Source organism: Mixta sp. Marseille-Q2659 (assembly GCF_940807255.1).
Classification (GTDB): Bacteria; Pseudomonadota; Gammaproteobacteria; order Enterobacterales; family Enterobacteriaceae; genus Mixta.
In genome coordinates this window covers 1-15602 of record NZ_CALNWY010000005.1, presented here as the reverse complement: position 1 = coordinate 15602, position 15602 = coordinate 1, and the positions used below count along the sequence as shown (strand labels likewise).

The 15602-nt window shown below is 55.5% G+C and carries 14 protein-coding genes; 7 read left to right on the top strand and 7 right to left on the bottom strand.

Going from position 1 to position 15602, the window contains the following annotated elements; genetic code table 11:
• Positions 1 to 44 precede the first annotated feature (44 nt).
• Positions 45 to 1067: a cell division protein ZipA gene (gene zipA, locus P3C52_RS05200; RefSeq protein ID WP_275554139.1), complete on the bottom strand. Its 1023-nt coding sequence runs from the start codon at positions 1065 to 1067 to the stop codon at positions 45 to 47.
• Between the two features lie 218 nt (positions 1068 to 1285).
• On the opposite strand from zipA, the gene cysZ reads away from it, so the two are divergent.
• From cysZ to crr, 5 genes are all read left to right on the top strand, one after another.
• Entirely contained in the window at positions 1286 to 2074 is a 789-nt protein-coding gene (gene cysZ, locus P3C52_RS05195) for a sulfate transporter CysZ (RefSeq protein WP_275554138.1), read from the top strand.
• Between the two features lie 216 nt (positions 2075 to 2290).
• Complete coding sequence (gene cysK, locus P3C52_RS05190; protein ID WP_275554137.1) at positions 2291 to 3259, top strand: cysteine synthase A; 969 nt, start codon at positions 2291 to 2293, stop codon at positions 3257 to 3259.
• A gap of 397 nt (positions 3260 to 3656) precedes the next feature.
• On the top strand, positions 3657 to 3914 hold the full coding sequence (gene ptsH, locus P3C52_RS05185; RefSeq protein ID WP_038624898.1) for a phosphocarrier protein Hpr: 258 nt from the start codon (positions 3657 to 3659) through the stop codon (positions 3912 to 3914).
• Positions 3915 to 4071: 157 nt separating this feature from the next.
• Positions 4072 to 5799: a phosphoenolpyruvate-protein phosphotransferase PtsI gene (gene ptsI / locus P3C52_RS05180; protein WP_275554136.1), complete on the top strand. Its 1728-nt coding sequence runs from the start codon at positions 4072 to 4074 to the stop codon at positions 5797 to 5799.
• 43 nt (positions 5800 to 5842) lie between these two features.
• A complete protein-coding gene (gene crr, locus P3C52_RS05175) occupies positions 5843 to 6346 on the top strand; it encodes a PTS glucose transporter subunit IIA (protein ID WP_103061325.1) in 504 nt (167 codons plus the stop codon).
• Between the two features lie 70 nt (positions 6347 to 6416).
• On the opposite strand, the gene P3C52_RS05170 is transcribed toward crr, so the two are convergent.
• Together P3C52_RS05170 and P3C52_RS05165 are read right to left on the bottom strand one after the other, a co-directional pair.
• Positions 6417 to 7769, bottom strand: coding sequence for an ATP-binding protein (locus tag P3C52_RS05170; protein ID WP_275554135.1), 1353 nt, complete (start codon positions 7767 to 7769; stop codon positions 6417 to 6419).
• Positions 7766 to 8446, bottom strand: coding sequence for a response regulator transcription factor (locus tag P3C52_RS05165; RefSeq protein WP_275554134.1), 681 nt, complete (start codon positions 8444 to 8446; stop codon positions 7766 to 7768). The genes P3C52_RS05170 and P3C52_RS05165 overlap by 4 nt, the downstream gene beginning before the upstream one ends.
• 170 nt (positions 8447 to 8616) lie before the next feature.
• Between P3C52_RS05165 and P3C52_RS05160 the strand changes: the two genes are divergently transcribed.
• Together P3C52_RS05160 and P3C52_RS05155 are read left to right on the top strand one after the other, a co-directional pair.
• Positions 8617 to 9816, top strand: coding sequence for an efflux RND transporter periplasmic adaptor subunit (locus P3C52_RS05160; protein ID WP_275554133.1), 1200 nt, complete (start codon positions 8617 to 8619; stop codon positions 9814 to 9816).
• Complete coding sequence (locus P3C52_RS05155) at positions 9816 to 11756, top strand: MacB family efflux pump subunit (RefSeq protein ID WP_275554132.1); 1941 nt, start codon at positions 9816 to 9818, stop codon at positions 11754 to 11756. The genes P3C52_RS05160 and P3C52_RS05155 overlap by 1 nt, the downstream gene beginning before the upstream one ends.
• Positions 11757 to 12058: 302 nt before the next feature.
• Here the strand turns inward: P3C52_RS05155 and cysM are convergent, their stop codons facing one another.
• The 4 genes from cysM to cysT all read right to left on the bottom strand — a co-directional run.
• Positions 12059 to 12940 (bottom strand): cysteine synthase CysM, encoded by an 882-nt coding sequence (cysM, locus tag P3C52_RS05150; RefSeq protein WP_275554131.1) that lies wholly within the window; start codon positions 12938 to 12940, stop codon positions 12059 to 12061.
• A 75-nt stretch (positions 12941 to 13015) separates the two neighbouring features.
• Positions 13016 to 14104, bottom strand: coding sequence for a sulfate/thiosulfate ABC transporter ATP-binding protein CysA (cysA, locus tag P3C52_RS05145; RefSeq protein WP_275554130.1), 1089 nt, complete (start codon positions 14102 to 14104; stop codon positions 13016 to 13018).
• On the bottom strand, positions 14094 to 14969 hold the full coding sequence (gene cysW / locus P3C52_RS05140; RefSeq protein ID WP_275554129.1) for a sulfate/thiosulfate ABC transporter permease CysW: 876 nt from the start codon (positions 14967 to 14969) through the stop codon (positions 14094 to 14096). The genes cysA and cysW overlap by 11 nt, the downstream gene beginning before the upstream one ends.
• On the bottom strand, positions 14969 to 15602 hold a 634-nt coding region (gene cysT, locus P3C52_RS05135; protein WP_275554128.1), incomplete at its 5' end, for a sulfate/thiosulfate ABC transporter permease CysT. The genes cysW and cysT, both read right to left, overlap by 1 nt.

Here is a 15602-nt window from a genome sequence, read left to right as displayed (position 1 = left end):
CCCCGACTAGCGGGGGTTCAGGGAATAGTTCAGAAACCAGCTTATCAGGCGTTCGCGTCAACCACGTCGCGAATACGCGCCTTATAGGTTTCCAGCTTCTGCGGCGTCATCATACGACGCTCATCGTCCAGCACCACGCCGCCGACATCATCAGCGATGCGCTGCGCCGACTGAAGCATGAGCTTAAAGTTTTGATGAGGATCGCCATAGGAAGGCACCATCATAAAGATCGATACGCCAGGCGTGCTGAAATCGGTCATGGCATCCGGGTTAAACGAGCCCGGTTTTACCATATTCGCCAGGCTGAACAGCACCGGGCCGCTTCCTGCCGGGCTTAAATGACGATGGAAAATGTTCATTTCACCAAACTGGAATCCCGCCTGCAAAATGCCCTGTAACAGGCTTTCGCCATTTAGCTCGCCGCCGGCATGAGCGGCAACATGTAGCACCAGCACGGTTTCTTTACGGCGCGCTTCTTCGCGCGGCGGCTGCGGCTGAGCGGCAGTTTCCGAAGCCGCAACAGGCGCATCAGTTTCCAGCGCCATTACCGGCTCGTCGTCATCCTGCCACTGCACGTCGTCAATTAACGGATCCGCTGGCGTTTCTTCATGGCGGACGGGCGTCGGCTGCTGCGGACGCGGCGCAACGGGCTGCGGACGTTCCTGCGGCAGAGGCGCAGCTTCGTCGTCGTCAACCGTTACGGAAGGTTCGCTGTCAAAGAGCGGATCGCGTTCCGGCTGCGGCACGACGGGCACTGAGTTACGTGCAGGCTGCGGCTTACGGGGAGCAGGACGTGGCGCTGGCTCTTCGTCGTCTGCGGTAAAGCCATCAAAAGAGGGTTCGTTATGGGAAGATTTTGGCGGCGCGCGACGAACGCGAACCTCACCTGTGCCGCTAGTGTCCTCGTCGGTCAGGTTATCTTCATGATCCTGCTTTAAACGCTTGTGCGGGCGATCGCGAAACACAGATGAGCGCTCTTTACGGCTGGTCCACAGGCCATGAAGAAGCAGCGCTATTATGGCGATCGCGCCAACAACGATTAATATCAGACGCAAATCCTGCATCATTGTATTCTCTGTTGTTCCAATACCTTGCCACCACGGCAAACTTTATCCTCTAACTGTATTTGTCCCGCTAAACAAGTGCAAGTCTGCACCGGCTTTTCTGACAAATAAGATAGAGCCACCCCGCTTTTTTGCTGTTTTTTCAGCCAAACGGCGGCTGGTAAGAGAAAAAAGCCAGGTTATGATAGCCTGGCCTGCCAAACAGAGGAGAAAAACTGTAGATGGCCACGGTCACCCCCGCTTCTTATAACGGCATTCACTATTTTGCCCAGGGCTGGAAACTTATCCGCCTGCCGGGCATTCGCCGTTTCGTTGTTATTCCGCTGCTGGTTAATATCGTTCTGCTTGGCGGCGCATTTATCTGGCTCTTTCATCGCCTTAATCAGTGGATCCCGCAGATGATGTCGCATGTGCCGGACTGGCTCCAGTGGCTAAGCTATTTGCTCTGGCCGCTGACGGTTATTTCTATCGTGCTGGTCTTCAGCTACTTCTTTTCTACTATTGCCAACTGGATTGCCGCGCCTTTCTGCGGCCTGCTGGCAGAACAGCTGGAAGGCCGTTTAACGGGCCAGCCGCTGCCCGATAACGGCTGGCTGGCGTTAATGAAAGATATTCCGCGCATCATGAAGCGCGAATGGCAAAAGCTCGCATGGTATTTGCCACGCGCGCTGGGCCTGCTGCTGCTCTACTTTATTCCCGGTTTTGGTCAAACGGTGGCGCCTGTGCTGTGGTTTCTGTTCAGCGCCTGGATGCTGTCGATTCAGTACTGCGATTATCCTTTTGATAACCATAAAGTAAGTTTTCAGAAAATGCGTAGTGCGCTGCGCCAGCACAAAACCGACAATATGCAGTTCGGCGCGCTGGTCAGCCTGTTTACCATGGTTCCTCTGCTTAATCTGGCCATTATGCCGGTTGCGGTTTGCGGCGCGACCGCCATGTGGGTTGATCGGTATCGTAACCAGCTGGGTCAGCATACTGCCGACGCGCCTCAGCTGAGCGGCAAACGCTAACTTCTCACGGCGCAACTGCTGCGCCTTCCGGCAAAAGCAAGCATGCTTATCGGGCCCGTTGCATTCGCCTGCAGCGGGCAGCAGAGCGGCCTTATACCCTTTTAAAAAGGCTTATTTCAGCTAAACATATACATATACTTTTTCCTTCCTTCCTTGCGAAACTGGAAAAGGTATGCTTTCACGGTTCCCTGAAATTCATACAGTTAAGGACGGGCTATGAGTAAGATTTATGAAGACAATTCTTTAACAATCGGTCATACGCCGCTGGTTCGTCTGAACCGCATCGGCAATGGACGCATTCTGGCGAAGGTCGAATCTCGCAATCCCAGCTTCAGCGTCAAATGCCGTATCGGTGCCAATATGATTTGGGACGCGGAAAAGCGCGGAATTTTGAAGCCGGGCGTGGAATTAGTCGAACCAACCAGCGGCAACACCGGGATTGCACTGGCCTATGTCGCCGCCGCCCGTGGCTATAAGTTGACGCTGACTATGCCGGAAACCATGTCGGTTGAGCGTCGTAAACTGCTGAAGGCGCTTGGCGCCAGCCTGGTGCTGACCGAAGGCGCAAAAGGTATGAAAGGCGCGATTACTAAAGCGGAAGAGATTGTCGCCAGCAATCCCGATAAGTTCCTGATGCTGCAACAGTTCAGCAATCCAGCTAACCCGGAAATTCACGAAAAAACCACCGGCCCTGAAATCTGGGAAGATACCGATGGTCAGATAGATGTGTTTATTTCTGGCGTGGGCACCGGCGGCACCTTAACCGGCGTTACCCGCTATATTAAAAACACCAAAGGCAAAAAAGATCTTATCAGCGTAGCGGTCGAGCCGACCGATTCTCCGGTTATTGCCCAGACGCTGGCAGGCCAGGAAGTTAAACCAGGCCCGCATAAAATTCAGGGCATCGGCGCAGGCTTTATCCCCGGCAACCTGGACTTAAGCCTAGTGGATCGTGTGGTCGCCATCACTAATGAAGAGGCGATTTCTACCGCTCGCCGCCTGATGGATGAGGAAGGCATTCTTGCTGGCATCTCTTCCGGCGCAGCCGTAGCCGCCGCGCTGAAGTTGCAGGAAGATGAAGCTTTCGCTAACAAGAACATTGTGGTTGTCCTGCCCTCCTCCGGCGAACGTTATTTAAGTACGGCGCTGTTCGCCGACCTGTTCACAGAAAAAGAACTGCAATAGTAGTGCCAGGCCTGTCCAATTGTTGCAAAAAGCGCCTTTCGGGGTGCTTTTTTGTGGCCTACATCAAACTTCTACCAACCTTAAGATTGATTCACTCTGGTAGCTCTGGTATTTAAGCTGACAATTATTTCGAACCGCAAAATTAATCGCGGTTTGAATTGGATCAAGCTGAATCGATTTACTGATTTGGCGGAATAGCGCAACACGCGGCATAATGAGGAGTAGAGCAGCGAAGCGAAAACCCCTGTTTTTTTGCCCCGTCCGCTCTCATACCTTAACTGCGCATTTTTTGGTGAGTTCTGTACTCGAACCAGCGCGACCTTCACAGGCTAAAGTTTGGCCGCCAGGCTAGACTTTAGATACAAAACACCAAACCTAATTAAGTTGGGGAAACATAATGTTCCAGCAAGAAGTTACCATCACCGCTCCTAATGGCCTGCACACTCGTCCGGCAGCTCAGTTCGTTAAAGAAGCCAAAGCGTTTGCTTCAGAAATCACCGTGACCTCTAACGGCAAATCCGCCAGTGCAAAAAGCCTGTTCAAGTTGCAGACTCTGGGCCTGACTCAGGGCACCGTGGTGACGCTGTCTGCTGAAGGTGAAGATGAGCAGCAGGCCGTTGAGCATCTGGTTAAACTGATGGCTGAACTTGAGTAAGCGTCCAGCCGCCTAAAAACCGTTTCATCAGGCAACTGAGTGCAAACATATTGATCGCGGACATTATGTCCGCGTTGTTGCATCCGTACAGTACGGTTCCGCAGGATTCTGGCACCTCGTTTCGCCTGGTAGGCATCGTTATAATAAAGGTAGGGTTATGATTTCAGGCATTTTAGCATCACCGGGTATCGCTTTCGGCAAAGCACTTTTGCTGAAGGAAGATGAAATCGTTATCAACCGGAAGAAAATTTCTGCCGATCAGGTTGATCAAGAAGTAGCGCGCTTTATTGAAGGCCGCCGCAAAGCAGCCGAACAGCTTGAAGCGATAAAAACAAAAGCTGGCGAAACCTTCGGCGAAGAAAAAGAAGCGATCTTCGAAGGCCACATTATGTTGCTGGAAGACGAAGAGCTGGAACAAGAAATCATCAGCCTGATTAAAGATGAACTGGCTACCGCCGACGCGGCGACGCACAGCGTGATCGAAGGCCAGGCCAAAGCGCTTGAAGAGCTGGATGATGAATATCTGAAAGAACGCGCTGCTGACGTACGCGATATCGGCAAACGTCTGCTGCAAAACATTCTGGGTCTGCACATTGTCGACCTGAGTGCGATCAAAGACGAAGTTATTCTGGTAGCGAAAGATCTGACGCCGTCTGAAACTGCACAGCTGAATCTGAAAAAAGTGCTGGGCTTCATTACCGATCTTGGTGGTCGTACTTCTCATACGTCCATTATGGCGCGCTCTCTTGAGCTGCCTGCTATTGTCGGCACCGGTGACGTCACCAGTCGCGTTAAGAACGATGATCATGTGATTCTGGATGGCGTTAACAACAAGGTTTACGTTAACCCGACTGCTGAAGTCATCGAAGAGCTGAAAGCAGTACAGCACCAGTATCTGAGCGAGAAAAATGAACTCGCGAAACTGAAAGACCTGCCGGCTATTACGCTGGACGGCCATCAGGTTGAAGTTGGCGCGAACATCGGTACCGTGCGCGACATTCCGGGCGCAGAACGTAACGGCGCTGAGTGCGTTGGCCTGTACCGTACCGAGTTCCTGTTTATGGATCGCGATGCGCTGCCAACGGAAGAAGAACAGTTCCAGGCCTATAAAGCCGTCGCGGAAGCGATGGGCTCACAGGCGGTCATCGTCCGTACTATGGACATCGGCGGCGACAAAGATCTGCCGTACATGAACCTGCCGAAAGAAGAGAACCCGTTCCTTGGCTGGCGTGCTATTCGTATCGCCATGGATCGTAAAGAAATTCTGCATGCACAGCTGCGTGCCATTCTGCGCGCCTCTGCGTTTGGTAAGCTGCGTATCATGTTCCCAATGATCATTTCCGTCGAAGAAGTACGCTTCCTGAAAGCGGAGCTGGAGATGTTGAAAGCCCAGCTGCGTGAAGAAGGCAAAGCGTTCGATGAAGCGATCGAAGTCGGTATCATGGTGGAAACGCCAGCCTCCGCCGTTATCGCTCGCCATCTGGCGAAAGAAGTCGATTTCTTTAGTATTGGGACAAACGATCTGACGCAGTATACTCTGGCGGTCGATCGCGGTAACGAGTTGATTTCGCACCTTTATAACCCAATGACGCCGTCGGTTCTCGGTCTGATCAAGCAGGTTATCGATGCTTCTCACGCCGAAGGCAAGTGGACCGGCATGTGTGGTGAGCTGGCAGGTGATGAACGTGCTACACTACTGTTACTGGGAATGGGGCTGGATGAATTCAGCATGAGTGCCATTTCTATCCCGCGCATCAAGAAGATCATTCGCAACACGAACTTCGAAGATGCGAAGGCATTAGCAGAGCAGGCTCTGGCTCAACCGACCGCGGAAGAGTTGATGAACCTGGTCAACAAGTTCATTAAAGAAAAAACACTCTGCTGATTCCGCGATACGCTGGCCCAACATTACTGCTTAGGAGAAGATCATGGGTTTTTTATCCAAACTTTTTGGCGATAAAACAGAAAGCGCATCTGGCACCATTGAGATCGTCGCCCCGCTGTCTGGTGAGATCGTAAATATTGAAGACGTGCCAGACGTCGTATTCGCGGAGAAAATTGTAGGTGATGGTATTGCCATCAAACCGGCAGGCAATAAAATGGTTGCGCCGGTAGACGGCACCATCGGCAAAATTTTCGAAACCAATCATGCGTTTTCTATCGAATCAGATAGTGGCATCGAGCTGTTTGTTCACTTTGGTATTGATACCGTAGAGCTGAAAGGCGAAGGCTTTAAGCGCATCGCGGAAGAAGGCCAGAAAGTGAAGAAAGGCGACGTGGTCATCGAATTTGATCTGCCGCTGCTGGAAGAAAAAGCGAAGTCTACGCTGACGCCGGTTGTGATCTCTAACATGGATGAGATCAAAGAGCTGACCAAACTGACCGGTCAGGTTACCGTTGGCGAAACGCCGGTTATTCGCATTAAAAAATAACGGCTTAAGCTTCAGCTAAAACGGCACCGCAAGGTGCCGTTTTTTATTGCCTGCTACAAAACGCTGCTGCTTAATGACTTTGCCAGTGCGGTAAGCGAATGGTCATCTCCAATCCACCGTTACGCCCGTTGACCGCCTGCACCTCGCCATGATGCGCCAGCACCACTTTACGCACGATAGATAAGCCCAGACCGTAGCCTTTGCCCTGCATCGGCGAATTGACGCGCACAAAGGGATCGAAAATGCTGGAAAGCTTATCGGCGTCAACGCCCGGTCCGCTGTCGCTAACGCAAACCGACAGCCAACCGTTATCGGGTTTTAACGTTACGCGCACCTGCTGCCCTTGCAATGAATAGCGCAGCGCATTGCGCACCACGTTTTCCACCGCGCGCCGCACCAGCTCGGCATTGCCTTTTACGGTGTAATCGGCGTTCTGCTCTACTTCCAGCACTATCTCGACGCCGGGCAACTGCGCTTCATAACGCGCATCGTTAACCACGGTTTCCAGCAGGCCGTACAGATCGAAATATTGTTCGTCGGGCATCTTTTCATTTTCAGCGCGCGAAAGCGTAAGCAGCTCGCCAATCATTTTATCCAGCCGTCGCGCCTCTTCATCAATGCGGTCAAGCGATACATTAACCGACTCCGGCGTCTGACGCGCCAGCCCCGTCGCCAGCTGCAACCGTGCCAGCGGTGAACGTAGCTCATGGGAAATATCATGCAGCAGTTCTTCACGCGCTTTCACCAGCACCGCCAGCCGTTCCACCATGGCATCGAAGTCACGCGCAACCACTGAAAATTCGTCATGGCGACGCCGCATTTGTGGATAAAGGCGCACGGAAAGATCGCCGTTTGAAACGCGGGTAAAACCGGAACGCAGCTGACGCATCGGGCGTGACAGGTTCCACGCCAGTAATGAACTGAACAGTAACCCCATCAGGCCGGCAAACCAGAATACCGGCTCTGGAATATTAAGGATTTTACGCGGCGGCCCGCCCATCTCGCTGTCTTCACGCAGCCCTTTCACGTCATAGCGCAGCTGATACTGTTTGCCATCCGCGCCGGTAACCCATTCAATAACCCGATCGGGCACGCCGGCGTCCTGTGAGGTCGGCAAAAGCTGCTGGCGTGGGATTTCCTGCGGTGGAACCGGCATCAGCGTAACGGAGAAAAAGCGGCGGTCACCAGGCGGCCAGTCCGACATCATATCGTCCAGCGCCGGTAAACCGCCGTGCTTTAACACCGAAACGGCGGAGGCCATCTGAAGATTAACAATACGCCGCGTCGCAATATGTTCCGGCGGCTCACGATGTTTGCCATACAGGGTAAATCCCAGCCACAGCAGCTGACTGATGAGAAAAAACACCAGCCAGAAGCCAAACAGGATTTTCCAGAACAGCCGACCACGAAAGCGGGTATTCATCGAATGCGATAGCCAATGCTGCGCACGGTTTCGATATTGATCGCATCACCGGTCAGGCTGGAGAGTTTTTGCCGGATATTGCTGATATGCACATCCACGCTGCGATCGTAGGCTTCGCGCGGGCGCCCCAGCCCTTTTTCAGACAGCTCATCTTTCGAGACTACGCGATCGGGCGCGCGCAGCAGCAGGTCAAGCAGATTGAACTCGGAAGCGGTCAAATCGAAGGGCGTATTTTTCCATTCGCTAATGCGCGTTGCCGGATTCAGCGTCAAATCGCGCCAGCGCACCACATCCTTCTTCTCCTGCTGGGCAGGCAGCTCATCAAAACGGCGCAGCACTGCGCGCAGGCGCGCCACCAGCTCACGGGGATAACACGGTTTCGGCACATAGTCATCGGCGCCCATTTCCAGCCCGATAACCCGATCAATATTATCGCCTTTCGCCGTCAGCATAATGACCGGTATCCGGCTGCTTTGCCGCACCTGACGCAGCACGTCGATGCCGCTCATATCCGGCAGCATAATATCCAGGATCATCGCCTGAAAATTGCCGGACAGCGCACCATTCACGCCAGCCTGTCCGGTCAGCACGAGGGTTGCGTCAAAGCCTTCGCCAAGTAAATATTCGCTGAGCATGGTGCCCAATTCGAGGTCATCGTCAACTAACAGAATTTTCATTCGCGTACTCTCACAAGCGGTTGGCGCTATTTTGACCTTAAGCGGAAAAATACGCAGCCGGTTTTACTCAATCCTTACAGAGATTATCGCCATATTAAGCTGTCGTTTCGCTTTATTGTGGCAGGCTTTTACGCTATACCAGTGCTTTCTCCGTACCAGGGATATTTGTCATGGCATTACGCCGCACCCTTTTCAGCCGTAAGGGATTCTTACTGCTGATGCTTTTGATTGTAGTTGTTGTTATCGCCTGGGCGCTGCTGCATCAGCGTAAGGCGCCGGCAGAATTTTTAACGGCGACCGCGGAACAGCGCCCGCTACAGCAATCGGTGCTGGCTGACGGCACGCTGACCGCCAGCAAGCTGGTAAGCGTCGGCGCGCAGGCTTCCGGCCAGATCAAGCAGCTGTTGGTCGAACTGGGCGACCAGGTTAAACAGGGCCAGTTGGTAGCGGAAATCGACAGCATGACGCAGCAAAACGCCCTGCAAAACGCGCAGGCGGCGCTTAAAAATATCGAAGCTCAGCGCGCGGCCAAAGAAGCACAGCTGAGTAACTATCGCGCCACCTTTGCCCGCCAGAAAGCGATGCTGAGCAAAAACCTGACGGCCAGAGCGGATTACGATGATGCGCTGGCCACCTTAAGTACCACCGAAGCGGAAATCCGTGCATTGGATGCGCAAATTGTCCAGGCGCAGATCGAAGTCAACACCGCGCAGGTCAATCTCGGCTATACCCGTATCGTTTCCCCTATTGACGGCACCGTCGTCTCGGTACCGGTCGAAGCGGGCCAGACGGTCAACGCCGTACAAAGCGCGCCAACGCTTATCAAGGTCGCCAATCTCGATACCATGACGGTTAAAGCGGAGATCTCCGAGGCGGACGTAATTAAGGTTAAGCCGGGCATGAAAGTCTGGTTTACCATTCTCGGCGAGCCGCAAAAGCGCTATGAAGCGACGCTGCGTGCAATTGAGCCCGCCCCGGACTCAATTAACACCGACAGCACCAGCAGCTTGACCAGCTCCTCCTCCAGCAGCTCCAGCACGAAAACGGCTATCTACTATTACGGCCTGTTTGACGTGCCGAACCCGGATCATCGCCTGCGCATCTCCATGTCGGCGGAAGTGCATATCGTTTTGGGTGAACGCCAAAATGCCATTGTGATCCCGGCAACCGCGATCGATACCATTGACGGCAAAACCTCGGTCCAGGTAGTAGACGCGAACCAGAAAGCGACCCGACGTCAGGTTGAAGTAGGATTGAATGATAATGTCGAAGCGGAAATCATCTCCGGCCTGAAGCCTGGCGAGAAAGTGGTATTAGGGCAGCGCAGCGTAACCGCAGCGTCTGGCGGTCCGGGAATGGGGCCACGATAATGGCGCTGTTACAACTGACGAATATCTGCCGCGCGTTTCAGAACGGCGAACAGCAGGTACAAGTGCTGCGTAATATTAACCTGGCGATCGATTCCGGCGAATTTGTGGCGATCGTTGGGCAATCCGGCTCAGGTAAATCAACGCTGATGAATATTCTCGGCTGTCTGGATAAACCCAGCGCCGGCGAATATCGCATTGCCGATCGCGCCGTTTCCTCGCTGGATAACGATGCGCTGGCGGCGCTGCGTCGTGAACACTTCGGCTTTATTTTTCAGCGCTATCACCTGCTGAGCGAGCTAACGGCTTTAGGCAACGCGGAAATGCCCGCCATCTATGCCGGACAGGCGCCGCAGGTGCGCCGTGAGCGCGCTGCCGCCCTGCTTACCCGCCTCGGCCTCGGTGAACGCCTGCACTATCGGCCCGGCCAGCTCTCCGGCGGTCAGCAGCAGCGCGTCAGTATTGCGCGCGCCCTGATGAACGGCGGCGAGGTGATCCTTGCCGATGAACCTACCGGCGCGCTCGACAGCCACAGCGGCGAAGAGGTAATGCGTATTTTGCATGACCTGCATCAGCAGGGGCATACCATTGTTATCGTGACGCACGATATGCAGATTGCCCGGCACGCCCAGCGTATTATTGAAATTCGCGACGGGGAGATCCTCAGCGACAGCCAGCGGCAAACGTCTCAGCCAGTCAGTGCCCGCCAGATAACCGCCCGTACCGCAGGCAAAGCCTGGCGCGCCGCGCGCGATCGGCTGAGCGAAGCCTTTCGCATGGCGCTGGTTTCCATGCTGTCACAGCGTCTGCGTACCTTTCTGACCATGCTCGGCATTATTATCGGTATCGCATCGGTAGTAGCGGTGGTGGCGCTGGGCAAAGGCTCGCAGCAAAAAATATTGCAAGAGATCAGCGCGATGGGCACCAGCACGCTGGATGTTTTTCCCGGTAATGATTTCGGCGATATGCACTCGTCGGCGATCCAGACGCTGCGCGCCAGCGATGCAGATGCGCTGGCCGGACAGCCCTATGTTCATAGCGTGACCCCTTCCCTCTCCAGCAGCAGCACGTTGAAATACCGTAATCAGGCGCTGTCGGTGATGGTCAACGGCGTTGGCGAACAGTTCTTTGCCGTGCGCGGCTATCAGTTATCGCAGGGAATGGCTTTCGATCGCCAGGGCGTTGACACTCTGGCGCAGGAAGCGGTGATTGATGAGAACACGCTAAAGAAACTGTTTCCCAACGGCGAGGATCCGCTGGGCCAGGTGGTGATTCTGGGCAATATGCCGGTGCGCATTATCGGCGTGGCCACGCGCCAGAGCAGCTTCGGCAGCGACAGCAACCTTAATCTTTGGGTGCCTTATACCACGGTAATGAAACGAATGGTCGGACAGACCTGGCTCAGTGGCATTACCGTACGGGTACGGGATAATGTCGATCTGGAGCTGGCGGAACAGGGCGTTACACGTCTGCTGACGCAGCGTCACAACGGCAAAGATTTCTTTATCCTGAATACCGACAGCATCCGCCAGACCATTGAGCGCACCACCGATACCATGACGCTGTTGGTGGCGATGATTGCCCTGATCTCCCTGCTGGTAGGCGGCATTGGCGTGATGAATATTATGCTGGTATCGGTAACCGAGCGAACCCGGGAAATCGGCGTCCGTATGGCGGTCGGCGCGCGTGCCAGCGATATTATGCAGCAGTTTTTAATTGAGGCGGTGCTGGTTTGTCTGACCGGCGGGATTATCGGCGTGCTGCTGTCGCTGGTGCCGGGCATTATTCTGGCGCAGACCACCAGCAGCTTCAGCATGATCTATTCGCCCTTCTCGATTGTGGCGGCCTTTGTCTGCTCCAGCCTGATCGGCGTGATATTCGGTTTCTTCCCGGCGAGGCGCGCGGCGCGACTCGATCCAATTCATGCGCTGGAGCGCGAATAAGGACGCTGACCGAATCGGTTCCCGTACCGGGGCAACAGATTGCCCAACGCAAAGCGCGGAGAGTACATAAATCGGTGCCCGTGCGGGGAATGCAGGCCGATCGTAAAGACGCAAAAACGTCATCCATGACGGCTCGGCCCGCGCCGTCCCTGGCGCGGGACGCTTTACTCTTCTGCCTGCACTCCCCGCACCGTAAGTTCAGCGATTGTTTGCCAGGCTACTATGCGCCCGCTTTACTCTTTTGCATGCACTTTGCACACCGCAATTTCAGCGATTGTTTGCCAGATTGCTACGCGCCCGCGTTACTGATAAACGCCGGTGGAAAGATAGCGGTCGCCGCGATCGCAGATAATCGCCACCACGACGCTGCCGGGATGCTCCGTCGCAACGCGGATCGCGCCCGCGACCGCGCCGCCGGAACTTACGCCGCAAAAAATCCCTTCACGCCGCGCCAGCTGGCGCATCGTCTCTTCCGCTTCGGTCTGCGCCATATCGATAATGCGATCGACTAACTCAGGACGCCAGATACCCGGCATCCAGGCGGCAGGCCAGCGGCGAATGCCCGGAATGCTGCTGCCTTCTTCTGGCTGCAACCCGATAATTTGCACCTGCGGATTTTGCTCTTTCAGATAGCGCCCGACGCCGGTAATGGTGCCGGTGGTGCCCATGCTGGAAACAAAATGCGTCAGTTTCCCGGCGCTTTGCTGCCAAATTTCCGGGCCGGTGGTGGCGTAGTGGCCCAGCGGATTATCAGGATTATTAAACTGATCCAGCACCTTGCCTTCGCCACGCGCCGCCATCCCCTGCGCCATCTCGCGCGCGCCCTCCATGCCTTGCTCGCGGCTGACCAGCAGCAGCTCGGCGCCATAAGCGCGCATCGCCGCCTGACGCTCCTGGCTCATGTTGTCCGGCATCAGCAGCTTCAGGCGGTATCCTTTCATCGCCGCGATCATCGCCAGCGCAATGCCGGTGTTGCCGCTGGTCGCCTCGATCAGCAGATCGCCCGGCGTGATTTCACCGCGCTGTTCCGCATGTTGGATCATCGACAGCGCCGCCCGATCCTTCACCGAGCCCCCTGGATTATTCCCTTCCAGTTTCAGCCAGATTTCACTGCCGTTGGCTGGCCCCAGGCGCTGTAGTTTAATTAACGGCGTATTGCCGATAGTGGTTTCCAGAGTCGTCACGGTTTGGTTCCCGGCAGGCAAAATAGTGCGGGCGGGAATATCCCGCCCAAACAGAGTAAGAGGATTCAGAAAATATCAGGCGCTTTCGGCAAAGGCAACCGTGCGCAGCGGGGTATTTCCCTGATAGAGACGCGCCTGCTGCAGGCCAACATAGAGACGCTCGCCGCGCTGCGGCGCAGCCTGATCGACATCAAACACCAGGCTGAAAGGCTCAGCCGGCCAGCCGACGGGCTGCACAACCAGCTGCCAGAAATGGCCACGCGGGCTGACTTCCAGCACCTGCACCGACAGCGGCGTTTCCAGGCTGCTGTGACGGCTGACATCAATTTCCCAGGGACGCAGGAAAAGCTCGACCGCGCCCTGCTGCGCTGGCGTGTAACCCAGCGGCCAGTGGTGCGCGCCGACGTGGAACTGCGAACCGTGAACCTCCGCATCGAAACGGTTTACCTCGCCGAGGAACTCCAGCACAAAACGGCTGCCCGGTTCACGCCACACTTCATCCGGCGTACCGACCTGTTCGATATTGCCCTGGCTCATAACCACCACCCGATCGGCCACTTCCATCGCTTCTTCCTGATCGTGGGTGACAAAGACGCTGGTGAACTTCAGCTCTTCGTGCAGCTGACGCAGCCAGCGGCGCAACTCTTTACGCACCTGGGCGTCCAGCGCGCCGAAAGGCTCATCCAGCAGCAAAATCTGCGGTTCGACCGCCAGCGCGCGCGCCAGCGCCACGCGCTGTTTCTGGCCGCCGGAAAGCTGAGCCGGATAACGGTTCGCCAGATGCGCCAGCTGTACCATCTCCAGCAGCTGCGTCACCTTCTGCTTAATGGCGGCGGCGGAAGGCCGTTCACGCTTAGGCAGAACCGTCAGGCCAAAAGCAATATTGTCGAACACCGTCATATGACGAAACAGCGCATAATGCTGGAAAACAAAGCCGACCTGGCGATCGCGCGCATGCAGGCGGCTGACATCTTTATCGTGAAAACGGATCTGACCGCTGTTCTGATGTTCCAGCCCGGCAATAATGCGCAGCAACGTAGTCTTACCGGAGCCGGACGGTCCCAGCAGCGCCACCATCTGACCAGAAGGAATATCCAGCGAGATGTCATTAAGCACCCGCGTACGGCCAAAAGATTTATTGATCTGATTAATCTCAATGCTCATGATTTTCCTCCTGCTGTAAACGCTTCTGCTGGTTCTCTAATCGCCATTGCAGTGCGCTTTTCAGAAACAGTGTCACTATCGCCATCAGGGTCAGCAGCGCGGCGGCGGTAAAGGCGCCTACGCTGTTATAGTCCTGATGCAGTAATTCAACCTGTAACGGCAAGGTATAGGTCTCGCCGCGAATCGATCCCGATACCACCGAGACCGCACCAAACTCGCCGATGGCGCGCGCATTGGTCAGCACCACGCCATACAGCAGCGCCCAGCGGATGTTTGGCAGCGTAACGCGGCGAAACATCTGCCAGCCGGAGGCGCCTAACAGCACCGCCGCTTCATCTTCATGACTGCCCTGACTGAGCATTACCGGCACCAGCTCGCGCACCACAAACGGACAGGTTACAAAGACCGTCGCCATCACAATGCCTGGCCAGGAGAACATCAGCTGAATAGCATGCGCATCCAGCCAGCCGCCTACCGGCCCGTTAACGCCCCAAAACAGCAGATAGATCAGACCGGCCACTACCGGCGATACTGCAAAGGGAATGTCGAACAGCGTCAGCAACAGCTGACGGCCCGGAAAGGTAAAGCGCGTTACCAGCCAGGCCAGCAGCGTACCGAACACCAGGTTAACCGGTACGGTAATCAACGCCACCAGCACCGTCAGCCAGATAGCGTGCAGCATATCGCCATCGCTGAGATTGCTGAGCGCCGCGCCAAGGCCCTGCGCCAGCGCTTCGGTAAAGATGGCGATTAGCGGCACCACCAGCAGTAAAAACGAAACCAGCACGCCGACGGCGATCAGCAGCCATTTACCCCAGTTAATCCGCTGGCGCTCCAGGCCGTTCAGTTGGGTTACATCGGCCATCAGTGACCTCCCAGGCGTCGGCCAAAGCGGCTCTGCAACGTATTAATCGCAAATAACAGCAGCAGAGAGGCGGCAAGAATGACTGACGCAATGGCGCTGGCCGCCGGATAATCGAACTCCTGCAAACGGATAAAAATCATCAATGAGGTGACCTCCGTCTTCCAGGCGATATTGCCCGCGATAAAGATCACCGCGCCGAACTCACCCAGGCTGCGGGTAAAAGAGAGCGCGGTGCCCGCCAGCAGCGCTGGCGCTACTTCCGGCAGCACGACGCGGCGGAAACTTTGCCATGGCGTTGCACCCAGCGTTTGGGCCGCTTCTTCATATTCCGGCCCCAGCTCCTCCAGCACCGGCTGCACCGTGCGCACCACAAACGGGATGCTGGTAAAGGCCATCGCCACGGCAATGCCCAGCCAGGTATAGGAAACTTTAATATCGAACTGCGCCAGCCACTGACCGTACCAGCCGTTAACCGAGAACAGCCCGGCCAGCGTCAGACCGGCAACCGCCGTCGGCAGCGCAAAAGGGAGATCCATCAGCCCGTCCAGCAGCGCACGGCCGGGAAAGCGATAACGCGTCAGGATCCAGGCCATCAGCATGCCGAAAACGGCGTTAAACAGCGAAGCCACAGCC

Bases quoted from the DNA above. Each gene is read 5' to 3' on its own strand.
- zipA (WP_275554139.1), bottom strand. From the start codon at position 1,067: ATGATGCAGGATTTGCGTCTGATATTAATCGTTGTTGGCGCGATCGCC.
- cysZ (WP_275554138.1), top strand. From the start codon at position 1,286: ATGGCCACGGTCACCCCCGCTTCTTATAACGGCATTCACTATTTTGCC.
- cysK (WP_275554137.1), top strand. From the start codon at position 2,291: ATGAGTAAGATTTATGAAGACAATTCTTTAACAATCGGTCATACGCCG.
- ptsH (WP_038624898.1), top strand. From the start codon at position 3,657: ATGTTCCAGCAAGAAGTTACCATCACCGCTCCTAATGGCCTGCACACT.
- ptsI (WP_275554136.1), top strand. From the start codon at position 4,072: ATGATTTCAGGCATTTTAGCATCACCGGGTATCGCTTTCGGCAAAGCA.
- crr (WP_103061325.1), top strand. From the start codon at position 5,843: ATGGGTTTTTTATCCAAACTTTTTGGCGATAAAACAGAAAGCGCATCT.
- P3C52_RS05170 (WP_275554135.1), bottom strand. From the start codon at position 7,769: ATGAATACCCGCTTTCGTGGTCGGCTGTTCTGGAAAATCCTGTTTGGC.
- P3C52_RS05165 (WP_275554134.1), bottom strand. From the start codon at position 8,446: ATGAAAATTCTGTTAGTTGACGATGACCTCGAATTGGGCACCATGCTC.
- P3C52_RS05160 (WP_275554133.1), top strand. From the start codon at position 8,617: ATGGCATTACGCCGCACCCTTTTCAGCCGTAAGGGATTCTTACTGCTG.
- P3C52_RS05155 (WP_275554132.1), top strand. From the start codon at position 9,816: ATGGCGCTGTTACAACTGACGAATATCTGCCGCGCGTTTCAGAACGGC.
- cysA (WP_275554130.1), bottom strand. From the start codon at position 14,104: ATGAGCATTGAGATTAATCAGATCAATAAATCTTTTGGCCGTACGCGG.
- cysW (WP_275554129.1), bottom strand. From the start codon at position 14,969: ATGGCCGATGTAACCCAACTGAACGGCCTGGAGCGCCAGCGGATTAAC.